Genomic DNA, 12,885 nt, shown 5'->3' with positions numbered 1-12,885 from the left:
CAGTGTTTTGTGTTTTGTTGTTGATTAAATGTGAGTGTAATATTATGCTTTAATTGCAAAATTTAAAAAAAAATATAATTTTGTGTTCAATATTCCCTTCAGCTATTGATATGCCGAAGAGCGGTGTTACTAACTATTACTAACTTATTAAGAGCATATATTAATTGATGAAAAGTATAAGCTAACCAAGATTTTTTGCAAGAAAAAATACTCATTTTTTAATTAACATAAATATATGAAACACAAACTACTCAGTTTTTTATTGGGTGGAGCTATCCTTACGTCGGTAGCGTTCGCTCAAGAAAAGAAAATTAACGGACGGGTAACAGGGGACAATGGCAAAGGTTTGCCAGGGGTAACAGTACTTGTTCAGGGCACTAACCAAGCTACACAAACTGATTCAAACGGTAATTACTCGATTAGTGTTCCTGCCGGTAAAACCTTGGTTTTCCGTTCTGTGGGATTTTCAGACAAAACAATTATAGTCAATCAGAACTCTAGCTTGTACAATGTTTCTTTGGAAGGATCCTCATCGGAACTGGATGAAGTGATCGTAACGGGGTATGGTACGCAACGTAAGCGTGAAATTACTGGTTCTATCACTTCTATAAAAGGAGAAACCATTAAGGATGTCCCAGTTCCATCCTTAGATAAAGCTTTGCAAGGCCAGGCTGCTGGTGTGCAGGTCTCAACGACTTCGGGCTTATTAGGGCAAGCAGCGAAAATACGTATCCGTGGTACCAATTCCATTTCAAGTTCCAGTACACCATTATATGTGATTGACGGTGTCCCTTACCTTTCTGGAGATAATGGGGCAATTATGGCAAATAATCCACTTGCAGATATCAATCCGAATGATATTGCTAGTTTGGAGGTGTTGAAAGATGGAGCGGCTACAGCGATTTATGGGTCACGCGCTGCAAATGGTGTGATATTGATCACCACAAAGAAAGGAAAAACAGGTTCACCGGTTATGACATATGACGGCTGGGTGGCAGCAGCCTCTCCTTCCAAATATTTTGACCTTTTAAATGCGAAAGAATTCATTGAAATTACCAATGAAAAATTAAAAAACTCAAACAATCCTGAGGCCGCATTTGAAACAAAAGATCCTGTGAGTGGCGAGGTGTATGATACAGATTGGCAAAAAGAAATCTTTAGAACTGGACTTCAACATAATCATGCACTTTCTTTTAGTGGGGCTACAGAAAGAACAAATTATTACTTCTCGGGAGGTTTTACGGATATGCAAGGAATCTCTGATGCGAATAGTTTGCGTAAATTTTCCTTAAGAGCTAAGGCTGAACAAAAAGTTTTCAATGATAAAGTGACTATTGGTTTTAACTCTGCGGTAAGTAATCAGACTAACTATGGTTTCAATACGTCTGAGGCCGGTCTTTCCTCCAATGTGGCTGCCGCAATTCTTGCATTTCCGAACGTTCCGGCCAAATGGGCTGACGGTAGTTATAACTTATCCTCTGATTTGAAGAGCCTTGGACAAGGAAGTAATACATTGCCAATCTATGGGAACTATACCAACCAACGCTATGTTTTGGATAAAAATATTTATAAATCCAACATGCTGTCCTTCAACGGAAACGGCTTTATTAATATTGAAATCCTAAAAGGACTTAGCTTTAGATCTCAGATCGGCGTGACGGCCCAAAATGGTGAGGATTTCTTGTACTGGGATCCGGGACATGGAGATGGTCAAAGTGTTAATGGACGGATTTATCAATATTCTTTACCAAGAAATCTATATAACTGGCAAAATTTATTGAACTACACCACAGAATGGACTGATCATTCATTGTCAGTATTGGTAGGATCAGAATATCAAAAATCCAAGACACGCTACTTCTATGCACATGGTTTTGGCCTTTCTTCCACTTATTTTGCAGAAAACGAAAATATCATCTCAGGTTCTTTGACCAATCAATTGTTGGGTGGAGCAGCTTCTGAAAGATCCTTCAGCTCAATTTTCGGAAAGGTGAATTATGCATTTAAAGAGAGATATTTATTATCAGCCTCATTGCGTCATGATAAGCTTTCAGATTTACCTTTTGGTGAGCAGGGCGCAATTCTTCCAGGTGTTTCACTAGGATGGGATGTAGCGAAAGAAAGTTTTTTTAATAGTAATCTTATTTCGCAGTTTAAAATTCGCGGAGGTTATGCGAAAGTAGGTAATACAGAAATTGGTCTTTACCCGTATGCTGGATTATTTTCTGCAACACAATATGGCGCTGAAAATGGAATCTATTTTTCGCAGGCAGGTAATAATAAGTTGAAATTTGAGACCAGCTATAAATGGAATTTTGGTGTCGATTTAGCCTTCCTTCAAGATAGATTCTTCTTTACAGCTGATTATTTTGCGAATGATATCAATAATATGATATTGGCGGTACCAACAGCGCCATCCTTAGGAATCCCAGATAATGTTATCTCTCAGAATGTTGGGACGATGTCCAATAAAGGAGTGGAGGCAAGTTTGTCAGGAACAATCATAAAAAAAGAAAACTTTTCTTGGAATACGAACTTAAATGCGACCTATGTCACCAATACCGTGAAGACTTTAGCTGGAAGACCAATCCCTTATAATTATCATCGTGTGGAAGTTGGACATGCACTTGGTTCATTTTATGGCTATGAATATGTTGGTGTAAATGCGGCAAATGGAAATGCTTTATATACTAAGGCCGATGGAAGTATTGTTCAGAATCTTGGTGGAAGTACTAGTTATGCCTTTTATAATGAGGCTGACCCGACTGACGTATCCAATACAAAAGACGCTGCTTTAGGCGAATCAGATAAAAAATGGATGGGTCAAGGAAATCCAAAATGGTTTGGCGGATTTAATAATACATTTACGTATAAAGGCTTTGATTTATCCTTAAATTTTAGCTTTGCTGCTGGGTATAAAATTTATAACAAAACAAGACAAGAGTTATTGAGTAATACCAATTTTGCAAATGCTGGCAAGGAGCTACTGGATAGATGGACTGCGCCTGGACAGCAAACGGATGTACCCAAATTGTATTATGGTGTTGACAATGCATTGAACCTAAACTCAAGCTTAAACAGTCGGTTTTTAGAAAATGGAGCCTACCTCAGAGCGCAACGAATTGGTTTGGGATATAATTTTTCCAATGCACCGTTCTTGAAAAGTATTTACCTAAGTAAATTACGTGTATTTGCCACGGTTGACAATGCATTTGTACTGACCGGATATAAGGGTTTGGATCCTGATTTAGCAAATAGTTCAACATCAAATGCGCAACCTGCCATAGATTTTAGATCTAACCCAATTCCTAGAACATTTACCTTTGGTGTAAATGCCTCATTTTAATTGATGACCTTAAATTTGAATACAGAATGAAACTAAAATATAAAAGTAAATTCGCCTTAGCTGGACTGTTATTAGCTCTTTCGATCACTTCTTGTAAAAAATTTACAGAACTTTCGCCATTAGATAAGTTAGCTGATAATACAGCTTTTAGCACGAAACAGAACATTGAATTAGCACTGACTGGTGTATACTGGCAAGCTGCTGTTGGCCGCTACAATCCTGGGACCGGATTGACTACAGGACGTGGTTATCCATTTGGTGGAGCTTCGATTGAACAAGGGGAGATGCGTGGTGAGGATATGATTAATCTTCAGGCATTCTATCAGATTACATATGAAGGAACATATACTTCAACAACAGCTAATAATGTAAATCACTGGGAGCAGCTGTATGCATTGATCAATCAGGCAAATGTATTTATTAAAGGCGTTGAGGATGCTGTTGGATCAGGTGTGCTTACCCAAGAGGAAAGTGATTCTTATAAAGGTGAAGCCTTATTTCTAAGAGCATTGGCACATCATGAATTGGTCTTGCATTTCTGTAAACCTTATGCAGATAATAAAGGAAATAATCCAGGTGTACCTTATAGAACGAAGGCCATGACAGGAGCTCCAGATGTTGAGGAGGGGATTTCTCAAAAACGTGGTACTGTTGCCGAAGACTATGCTAAAATAATTGAAGACCTTAATAATGCAGAGAAATACCTGCCAGTAACTAAATCAGATAAAGCACTGTCAATTTCAAAAGCAACTCAAGGTGCCGCTATAGCCCTGAAAACAAGAGTCTACCTACACATGGCAGATTATGACAATGTCATTGCTGAAGGTAAAAAGATGGGCACAGACGCAGCTTCAGGAGGATTTACTTCTCCAATTGGTGGTTATAAACTGGAAGCAGACGTAGAGACTCCATTTACTTCACAAGCGGCCAATGTTGAATCGATTTTTTCAGTGGCACAGACACAAGCGCAAAATGGTGGTGTAAACGGTGCGATTGCAAGTATGTTTTCTCCAAGTTCCTTTAAAGGTAGAGATTTAATAGCGACGAGCCCTAATCTTTATAATGCCGATTTTTGGGTGCCCGGGGATGCAAGGAAAACAAAATTGCAATATATCCAGACCACAGGAAACTATAAACTTGTATTTAATTATAAATACAGAGCCGTAGCCATTCTGGATTCCTGGAACCCAATTATTCGTTATGCAGAAGTACTGTTAAATGTGGCAGAAGCCTATGCTTATAAGGGCAATAATACCCAAGCTTTCGCTTTATTGAATGCTGTTCGAAATAGAGCCGTTCCAGCTGATAAACAATTTACAAGTGCACCTAGTGATCTTAAATTAGCTATTTATCAGGAACGCAGAATTGAATTCACTGGAGAAGGAAAACGTTGGGGAGATTTACACCGCTTAGCATTGAGTCCTTATGGAAAAGCTGGTGTCCCAGCAAAAGTCTTATCCAATCAAATCACTACAGGTGGCCTAGATAATTATAAGCCAGGGGTGGTTGTTGAACCTAAACGTGCAGCCATTCCCTATTCGGATAAATCATTTTTATGGCCTTTACCACAATCTGAGATGTCTTCAAATCCAAATTTAGAACAGAATCCAGGATATGGTAACTAGTTTTTCATAAAGCATATGTTATCAATCGGGATGATTAATGGACAATCATCCCGATTGATAACAGTAGTTAATTGCGGTCCCGAAGAAAAAAATAAATGGACTGGGACCATACCTCTTCGTGAGAGTGATTATAAAAAAGCATTAGAATCAGCATATGTTACATGTTGATTAACATTTATACGAAAGGCCAGAAGATTTATCTTTTGGCCTTTTGTTTATTTCGTAGTCGTCATTGTTATCAAATCATTAATTTTATGTATATAAATTAATAGACTAACAATTTGTTAATATTAACTTAATATTGAGAATCTATTTTTACGGCATTGAAATTATTGAGTATATTGTATCTTTTATTAAAGCATGATATACTTAAAAAATCATTTTTACTAGTTTGATTATTTAACTTGGTGGAGCCATCATGGCGGCAATACAATATGTATAAGCAGAAAAAAATGAACAGGAATGTGCATGCAGGCTTCATCAGCATTAAAAACAGGTTATATTCTAATGAAAAAAGCACTTTTACTTGTAGGTCTGATCAGTCCAGTTGCACTGCTAGCGCAAAATAACAATGCCCCTTCAAGTTATGATCCTCATGATATCAAGATCACCGGATACCTTCAGACACAGTTTCAAAAGGCGCAATCTCCTGGAATAACATCATTTTCTGGAGGAGATTTTTCAAAGAATTCTGATAATAGATTCATGATCCGAAGGGGGCGCCTCAAAATCGACCGTGTGGATAAGTATTCCAGTATCGTATTTCAACTAGATGCTACACAAGATGGCGTACAGCTGATGGATGCTTTTATCCAGTTGCGGCACCCCGATCAGAAAGGGCTGAGCCTGACGGCGGGTCTCTTCAATAGACCATTTGGTTATTCTATTGTTTATTCTTCAGGCTACCGCGACTTTCCGGAGCGGGCACGTGTATTTCAGACGTTAATGCCCCGGGAAAGGGATCTTGGGGGAATGATAAGTTATCATCCTGGCAATAAACTGAAGTTTTTGAACCTTGACCTGGCTTTGGTGAACGGTAGTGGGCATTCAGCTAGAGACTATGATTCAAAGAAAGACTTCATAGGCAATCTTGCTTTTAAATTTGATAGCCTTGCAGATAAAAAACTCCATCTTGGATTTGGTGGTTCATTTTACAAAGGTTCTGTACGGAATGATACAAAAACGTATTACACCTCGATAAAGAATGGATATACGGTCCACACTGCTGATGAAAATGAAGGAAAAGGCATTGGACGGAACTATTATGGTGCCAACCTCCAGGTGGAGCTGGATAATAGCTTTGGCAAATCCAGTTTTAAAACAGAATATGTTGCTGGAGATCAACCAGGAGTAGCTGGTGGAACTGATATCAAAGGGCCTTATGCGAGCCGTAGTTTTACAGCCCAACCGGCGACAGATCTTTACCAACGCAAATTCAATGGTTATTATCTATGGTTTACCCAGGAAGTTGCACGCACGGGTTTAACAGCGATGGTGGCTTATGATGTGTATGATCCGAATACAAATGCAAGTGGTGCTACCATTGGTATGCCCGGAAATTTTACGGCCGATGGCGATGTTAAATTTAGTACATTGGGGTATGGCCTCTCTTATCAATTCAGCAGCAGACTTAAGCTGACGGTCTATAATGAGCACGTGACCAATGAAGCCACAAGCCTGGAAAATTTCTCTGCTGATATTAAGGATAATGTCTTTACAACACGCATGCAGTACCGCTGGTAGATAAAAGGAGCAGGTTTATACGCAATTTATTTGGCTTTAAAGGAGATGTTTTTCCGGATGCGGCTTAAGGATGAGGCTGTAATCCCTAGGTAGGAAGCCAGCATGGCTAATGGCACCCGATTCGCCAGGCCCGGATACAGTTGCAGAAAGAGTAGGTAACGGGCTTTGGCATCAAGATTCAGCATAGTGTTTGCAGTCTTCAGTTTGCTTTCAATCACAAAGCCATATAACTTTGCGACCAGCAAAGGCCAGATTTTAATTTCCTTTTCCAACAGGAGAAAATTGTCATGGTCAAGACTCCAGACCTCAGCGTCTGTCAGTGCCTCAATATAGTCGTTAGAAGGAGTGCGATCCAGGAAACTCTGAAAATCACCGATAAATCTTCCTTCATAAATAAAATATCGTGTAAAATCGTCCCCTTTATTATTATAATAGAGAGATCTGAATACACCATTCTCAACGAAAGCTATACTATTGTTGATCTTTCCGCAAGTGACAAAATACGTAGCTTTTGGAATACTTCTTTTTTGGAAGGCCTGCATGATGAGGCCTTCCTCCCTTTTATCCAGGGGACCAAATTTTCGGATATATCTAAAAAGCTGTTCCATACTGCTTGCTCTTATACTAAGTTAATCATTTCTTCCCGCTTAGGCCCAGTGGAAAGGTATTTAATTGGTGTATCGAGTTCCTGTTCTATAAACGATAGAAATGCCGTCAGTTCGTTAGGGAGCTGTGTTGCGTCGCTGATCTGGGCAAATGGCACGTCCCATCCAGGCAAATATTTCCATATGGGCTTCATTTCATCAGTGGTCGAGGAGAGGGAAGCCAAACTGGATCGCTGCTTGTTTATTTCATAATGTGTGCAAACGGGAATTTGGGCCATGCCATTCAAAATATCAGCTTTTGTTAGAATCAGGTGAGTGACACCGTTGAGCATGATGGCATATTTTAAGGCCGGGATATCCAGCCAGCCGATCCGTCGGGGCCGTTTGGTATTGGATCCGAATTCAGCGCCCCGCACGCGTAAGTCATCGGCAAGGGAGCCAATGATCTCCGTAGGGAAGATACCATGCCCAACACGTGTACAGTACGCTTTGGTAACACCATAGATTTTATCAACAAGACGAGGCGATACCCCTAAGCTTACACAGGCTGCGGCAGCAATGGTATGGGATGAGGTGACATATGGATAAGTCCCATGATCAATGTCGAGCATGGTTGCCTGTGCTCCTTCGGCCAGCACTTTTTTGTTGTTTTTTAATGCTTCGTTCAGCAGTACTTCTGTGTCGGCAATATGTAATTGCTTCAGCAATTCACAGTCCCTCATAAAATTGCCGTATAATTCATCCAGTGATGGCATTTTTTGACCAAGGTACTGGAGCTCCCTATATTGCCTGCTGATGATCTGGAACACATCTGTATTGAAATCCTTGGAGAACATATCCTCTACCCGTACATTCTGTCTCAGTATTTTGCTGGAATAAGTGTGGGCAATACCATTTTTTGTTGTTCCTATCGTACGATACAGGGCTGATTCCTCCTGATACATGTCCCAATAACCATATGTCGGTAACACAAGATGAGCCTTTTTAGATACAATGATTCTTTTCCTGAGATCGGCATCGGAAATAAGGGATTGAAGCTGATCAATCTCGGCTTTCAAAGCCGATGGTTCAATGACTACCCCGGTGCCGATTATATTTTTGATATGAGGATAAAAAATCCCCGATGGTAATATCTTTAGGGTGACACGTTGATTATTATGGTAAATACTGTGGCCTGCGTTGGCACCACCATTGAACCGCGCGATCATATCATATTCTTGACTGATCAGATCAATAAATTTTCCTTTACCTTCATCACCCCATTGAAGTCCGATTAAAATATCCATGCTTTTGTTCTGTTGATTCATGGTTCAAAGCTAGGATTTGCTCCGGAGTGTCCAATTGCCATTTGGCAAAAACGCAAGGACCATACCCTTTTAAGTATAGTCCTGCAGCAGCTAGATATTCATCCCACCAGAGACTTCTATCCGTTGTCCATTAATCCATCTGGCCTCTTCAGTACAGAGGAAAGCAACCACACCACCGATATCATCGGGCACACCGGCTCGGCCTAAAGCAGTGACACTGGCGATATGGGCGTTGGTTTCCTTGTTGTCACGAACATGCCCACCACCGAAGTCTGTTTCGATTGCACCGGGGGCGACCACATTGGCAGCAATACCACGTGAACCTAACTCTTTAGCGAGATAGCGTGTCAGCACTTCAATAGCACCTTTCATTGATCCATAGGCTGAAGAACCGGGGAAGGCAAAACGGGCAAGTCCTGAGGAAATGTTGATGATGCGGCCTCCGTCGTTTATAAAAGGCAGGACTTTTTGAGTAAGAAAAAAAACGCCTTTATAATGGATATTATAGACTTCATCAAATTGTTCTTCGGTGGTATCCATAAAAGGGGCATATAGCGCTGTACCTGCATTGTTGATAAGGAAATCAATGGTTGACTGGCCCGTCTGAGCATTCAAATGGGCGGTTACTTGATGGATAAAGCCATTGAAAGATTTGGTGTCCGCTGCGTTTAACTGAAAAGCAGCCGCATGTTGCCCCAAAGATTGGATCATGGAGACGACCTGATCAGCTTCTTCTTTATTGTTATGGTAGGTTAAGATGACATCAATTCCTTTTTTTGCAAGACTGAGGGCCATATTTCTTCCCAAACCACGGCTTCCACCGGTTACTAAAGCGATTTTGTTTGTTGCCATTGTATTTTCTGATTAAGTTCAATAGCACAAAGATCGTCCGAAAAAGACCAGGCAAGTTTGCGAAAAGCAAATGAATATTTGCAAAATTCAAACTATGATGACTGTGACCGGAAATTATTTGGCGAAAGAGCAGTCTGTTTTCTGAAAAAGTTGGAGAAATGGGCCACCTCCTCAAAACCGAGCGAATGGGCAATCTCAGAGATGTTCCAATTGGTTTGTTTCAATAAAATTTTTGCCTCCTGTGTGATCCTTGCACTGATCACATGGGTTGTCGTCTTTCCGGTACTTTCTTTCAGAATTTTATTGAGATGGTTGACATGTATGGCCAGACGTTTGGCAAAATCATTGGCCGTACGCAATTGTAGGTGCTGCATGGGCGATTCGATCGGAAACTGTCTTTCTAATAATTCAATAAAAAGTGAACTGATCCTACTGGAGGCATTATGTGCCGGATTTGTGATGCTTTTAGGTTGCAGCTTTTGTCCATAGTGAATGATTTCCAATACGTAATTACGCAGAAGATCATATTTATAAATATAGTCAGAGGATAGCTCTTTATTCATTTTTTTGAAAATTTCCTCTATTTCAAGCTGTTGTTCTGGCGAGATCTGGAATATAGGAAGGCCTCCCGGCTTAAAGATAGGGAGATCGTCCAGCACAACCCCGCTTTTATTTCGGGCCAGGAATTCTGCTGTAAAAACACAAAAGTATCCTTTCTGGTCTTTGTCTTTCGGAATCCAGTGATAAGGAACTTTGGGGGTTGCAAATACCAGTGCGGATTTTTCGATTTCTATCACTTTATCGGCATACTCAGCCGTGTTTTTTCCGGTGATTAAGCTGATCTTATAATAAGTCCGTTTATTGTAGGGCATGACGGGCTTATCTTGCAGCCTTGCTGCCAGCTCTTCAAAGCTAAAAATATTGAAGTGGCCAATTTCACGTGCTATTTCCGGAGGGATGCTCGCTTTTATCTCCTGATAAAATTGTTCGATCGAAGTTGTTTCCATATGCGAACTTTTTTGCAATAATCAAACTTAGCTAAATTGGTCCTTAATTGCAATACAATGTGTGGCTTCTTCAATCAGGATAGTCAGTTTTTAGGGAGAGGTTGATCCAGGTTAGCATATTTCGGATTTTTTAATTTCGGCGTAATACGGAGATTCGTGTTATGGAAAATACTGTTCAAAAAATAAAAACGCTGGAGTGGTTTGGTATTACGGAAGCGATGCATGCCCATGGGTATGCTGTTGTATCCAAACTGTTGACCGATGCACAATGTGAAATGTTAAAAGAAAATTACGATACCGCAGCTCTTTATCGCAAAACGGTTGTCATGGCGAGACACCGTTTTGGGCTTGGAGAATATAAGTATTTCCACTACCCTTTACCGGTTCTGATCCAGACGATACGAACAGCACTTTATCCTTTTTTAGCTTCTATTGCAAATACTTGGTTTAAGGCGCTGAAAATCGATCGTATTTTTCCCCTGGATCACAAAGAGCTATTGACCGAATGTCGTTTGCATGAGCAAGATCAGGCCACAGTGCTGATACTACGCTACGGTAAAGGTGGTTTTAATACCCTGCACCAGGACTTGTATGGAGAAGTTTATTTCCCGATACAAGTGGTCTTGTTGTTAAGTGATCCCGAAACCGACTATTCGGGCGGGGAGTTTGTTCTGACTCAACAAATTCCAAGAGCGCAGTCTAAAGCCGTCGTGCTGAAACCTAAAAAAGGAGATATGGTCATTTTTGCAACCAATTTTAGGCCTGAGCGTGGCAGCAAGGGATATTATCGGGTCAATATGAAGCATGGAGTCAGTACGGTGACTTCGGGCGAACGTCATGCATTGGGGATCATCTTTCATGATGCCATCAAATAGTAGGATAGGTCAAAGCAAGTTTATCAAGTCATGCAATGGCACAGTACTATTTCGGATGCCCTGGTGCGGCAGAAGATCCGGAAACAGGAGATCACTTTGGGCGGGAATGCCAAACTGAAAATCTATGGACTGCTTTCCTGTGGATCTGGAAAGCGGATGAATAGACAAAACAGAGTGTTTTTTTCAACGGAAGAAGAAGCTGTAGCAGCAAATTATAGGCCTTGTGGGCATTGTTTAAAAGAGCAATATAAAGCATGGAAAGCCAACACTAGTTGCTTTAGCCGTATTTACTGACTAAATCTGACAGCAATTGGGGGAGATTTCAAAAAATAATGTATCTTATCGAACATTCAATATCTTCACTGGAAATGCCAAATTGTTTCCAATGGAGATCTTGTTTAGCAAATTTGTAAAAAAGATGCGTATAATTGTAACTGTCGCTTATTTGATGTTGTCGATTTTATGTTTGACAGGCTGTGAGGAGAAAAGACAAGCTGGAGAAATGCAGCATTATGTCGCTTATAACAACCGTGACAGTGCCCGACTGGAACTTACTCTCTTCGAAAGCCGCTTTCATGGAGAGCTAAGGTTTTATAGACCCGGCAATGAAATTGATTCGGGTGAGGTTCAGGGAAATATCCAGAAAGATACATTGATCGGTGACTATTATTATACACCTTTTGGGTGGGGACAAAAAAAGCGGAGACCGGTTGTATTGTTAAAAAAAGGGACACAATATATGCTGGGAACTGGTACAGAGCAGGTATATATGGGGATTCCACATTACATTCCATCAACGATCAGCTTTCAGCAGGTTAAATTTGTCTTTAAAAAAATACATACATCCGAGTGATCGTCAAGAATCACCATCTTATAATAGATGGTGTAACCTGATATACTGGAGGAGCATAATTGTCTTCCCATCTTTGATGTCACCCTTTTCGATCATGTCCAAGGCATCTTGGAACTGGATTTCCATTATTTCAATATGTTCGCCCTCTTCTTCCAGCCCTCCGCCATTCCCCACTTTCATGTTGTCTGTATATTCAGCAATGAAAAAATGTAGTATTTCGGTTACTGACCCCGGAGACATGTAGGCCTCAAATATTTTTTTTACATCTTTAATCTGATAGCCGGTTTCTTCTTCCGTTTTCTCTGCGGATACAATCCTGTGGTGAGTCTTTATCGAGGAGCCCAGTACAGGCCTCGATGAGCATGCCTGACTCATTTCCATTGATGTACGTCGGAATTCTGAACTGTCTGGTTAAGATGACCGTTTTATTTTTAATATTATAAAGTAGAATAACTGCCCCATTTCCCCGATCATAGGCTTCCCGGCTCTGCTCATGTACCGTGCCATCGGGTTTGATATACTGATAAGTGACTTTTTTTAAGGTATACCAATTGTCTGATAAGATTTCTGTTTTTGTGATTTCAATATCCATTGTTGTTGTGTTAAGCTTTATAGAATAATAGCTGGCAATCAATCCGTTTTAAACTAGTGAAAATCTGGTGAAAATTGCCA

The 12,885-nt window shown here is 40.4% G+C and carries 12 protein-coding genes; 6 read left to right on the top strand and 6 right to left on the bottom strand.

Annotation, left to right across the window (positions count from 1 at the left end; genetic code table 11):
- Positions 1-235: 235 nt before the first annotated feature.
- From HX021_RS09245 to HX021_RS09235, 3 genes are all read left to right on the top strand, one after another.
- The gene (locus HX021_RS09245; protein WP_286589911.1) at positions 236-3,346 is read left to right on the top strand and encodes a SusC/RagA family TonB-linked outer membrane protein; all 3,111 of its coding nucleotides are present in this window, start codon (positions 236-238) and stop codon (positions 3,344-3,346) included.
- A gap of 26 nt (positions 3,347-3,372) precedes the next feature.
- On the top strand, positions 3,373-4,971 hold the full coding sequence (locus HX021_RS09240; RefSeq protein ID WP_286589910.1) for a RagB/SusD family nutrient uptake outer membrane protein: 1,599 nt from the start codon (positions 3,373-3,375) through the stop codon (positions 4,969-4,971).
- 507 nt (positions 4,972-5,478) lie between these two features.
- Complete coding sequence (locus tag HX021_RS09235) at positions 5,479-6,714, top strand: porin (RefSeq protein ID WP_286589909.1); 1,236 nt, start codon at positions 5,479-5,481, stop codon at positions 6,712-6,714.
- A 26-nt stretch (positions 6,715-6,740) separates the two neighbouring features.
- Here HX021_RS09235 and HX021_RS09230 read toward each other — a convergent pair whose 3' ends face one another.
- The 4 genes from HX021_RS09230 to HX021_RS09215 form a co-directional block, all read right to left on the bottom strand.
- Positions 6,741-7,322 (bottom strand): Crp/Fnr family transcriptional regulator, encoded by a 582-nt coding sequence (locus HX021_RS09230; RefSeq protein WP_286589908.1) that lies wholly within the window; start codon positions 7,320-7,322, stop codon positions 6,741-6,743.
- Between the two features lie 11 nt (positions 7,323-7,333).
- A complete protein-coding gene (locus tag HX021_RS09225) occupies positions 7,334-8,626 on the bottom strand; it encodes an adenylosuccinate synthase (RefSeq protein WP_286589907.1) in 1,293 nt (430 codons plus the stop codon).
- A 90-nt stretch (positions 8,627-8,716) separates the two neighbouring features.
- Entirely contained in the window at positions 8,717-9,478 is a 762-nt protein-coding gene (locus HX021_RS09220) for an SDR family NAD(P)-dependent oxidoreductase (protein ID WP_286589906.1), read from the bottom strand.
- A 92-nt stretch (positions 9,479-9,570) separates the two neighbouring features.
- Positions 9,571-10,485 carry a helix-turn-helix domain-containing protein gene (locus tag HX021_RS09215; RefSeq protein WP_286589905.1) on the bottom strand — a complete coding sequence of 305 codons (915 nt, stop codon included), beginning with the start codon at positions 10,483-10,485 and terminating at the stop codon, positions 9,571-9,573.
- A 161-nt stretch (positions 10,486-10,646) separates the two neighbouring features.
- On the opposite strand from HX021_RS09215, the gene HX021_RS09210 reads away from it, so the two are divergent.
- The 3 genes from HX021_RS09210 (at position 10,647) to HX021_RS09200 (ending at position 12,213) form a co-directional block, all read left to right on the top strand.
- On the top strand, positions 10,647-11,360 hold the full coding sequence (locus tag HX021_RS09210; RefSeq protein ID WP_286589904.1) for a 2OG-Fe(II) oxygenase: 714 nt from the start codon (positions 10,647-10,649) through the stop codon (positions 11,358-11,360).
- Positions 11,361-11,390: 30 nt separating this feature from the next.
- The gene (locus HX021_RS09205; protein ID WP_286589903.1) at positions 11,391-11,654 is read left to right on the top strand and encodes an Ada metal-binding domain-containing protein; all 264 of its coding nucleotides are present in this window, start codon (positions 11,391-11,393) and stop codon (positions 11,652-11,654) included.
- Positions 11,655-11,778: 124 nt separating this feature from the next.
- Entirely contained in the window at positions 11,779-12,213 is a 435-nt protein-coding gene (locus HX021_RS09200; RefSeq protein WP_286589902.1) for a hypothetical protein, read from the top strand.
- A gap of 18 nt (positions 12,214-12,231) precedes the next feature.
- Here the strand turns inward: HX021_RS09200 and HX021_RS09195 are convergent, their stop codons facing one another.
- Complete coding sequence (locus HX021_RS09195; RefSeq protein WP_286589901.1) at positions 12,232-12,588, bottom strand: NUDIX hydrolase; 357 nt, start codon at positions 12,586-12,588, stop codon at positions 12,232-12,234.
- Positions 12,482-12,805 (bottom strand): NUDIX hydrolase, encoded by a 324-nt coding sequence (locus HX021_RS09190; RefSeq protein ID WP_286589900.1) that lies wholly within the window; start codon positions 12,803-12,805, stop codon positions 12,482-12,484. Before HX021_RS09190 ends, HX021_RS09195 begins: the two co-directional genes overlap by 107 nt.
- Between the last annotated feature and the right edge of the window lie 80 nt (positions 12,806-12,885).

Source organism: Sphingobacterium sp. N143 (genome assembly GCF_030325625.1).
In the GTDB taxonomy this organism is placed as follows: domain Bacteria; phylum Bacteroidota; class Bacteroidia; order Sphingobacteriales; family Sphingobacteriaceae; genus Sphingobacterium.
Note: the sequence above shows the minus strand (reverse complement) of the source record. Positions and strands in the feature narration are given on the sequence as shown.

Coding starts and splice junctions, on each gene's coding strand:
- HX021_RS09195 (WP_286589901.1), bottom strand. CDS start 12,588: ATGAGTCAGGCATGCTCATCGAGGCCTGTACTGGGCTCCTCGATAAAG.
- HX021_RS09240 (WP_286589910.1), top strand. CDS start 3,373: ATGAAACTAAAATATAAAAGTAAATTCGCCTTAGCTGGACTGTTATTA.
- HX021_RS09220 (WP_286589906.1), bottom strand. CDS start 9,478: ATGGCAACAAACAAAATCGCTTTAGTAACCGGTGGAAGCCGTGGTTTG.
- HX021_RS09230 (WP_286589908.1), bottom strand. CDS start 7,322: ATGGAACAGCTTTTTAGATATATCCGAAAATTTGGTCCCCTGGATAAA.
- HX021_RS09245 (WP_286589911.1), top strand. CDS start 236: ATGAAACACAAACTACTCAGTTTTTTATTGGGTGGAGCTATCCTTACG.
- HX021_RS09200 (WP_286589902.1), top strand. CDS start 11,779: ATGCGTATAATTGTAACTGTCGCTTATTTGATGTTGTCGATTTTATGT.
- HX021_RS09235 (WP_286589909.1), top strand. CDS start 5,479: ATGAAAAAAGCACTTTTACTTGTAGGTCTGATCAGTCCAGTTGCACTG.
- HX021_RS09215 (WP_286589905.1), bottom strand. CDS start 10,485: ATGGAAACAACTTCGATCGAACAATTTTATCAGGAGATAAAAGCGAGC.
- HX021_RS09225 (WP_286589907.1), bottom strand. CDS start 8,626: ATGAATCAACAGAACAAAAGCATGGATATTTTAATCGGACTTCAATGG.
- HX021_RS09190 (WP_286589900.1), bottom strand. CDS start 12,805: ATGGATATTGAAATCACAAAAACAGAAATCTTATCAGACAATTGGTAT.
- HX021_RS09205 (WP_286589903.1), top strand. CDS start 11,391: ATGCAATGGCACAGTACTATTTCGGATGCCCTGGTGCGGCAGAAGATC.
- HX021_RS09210 (WP_286589904.1), top strand. CDS start 10,647: ATGGAAAATACTGTTCAAAAAATAAAAACGCTGGAGTGGTTTGGTATT.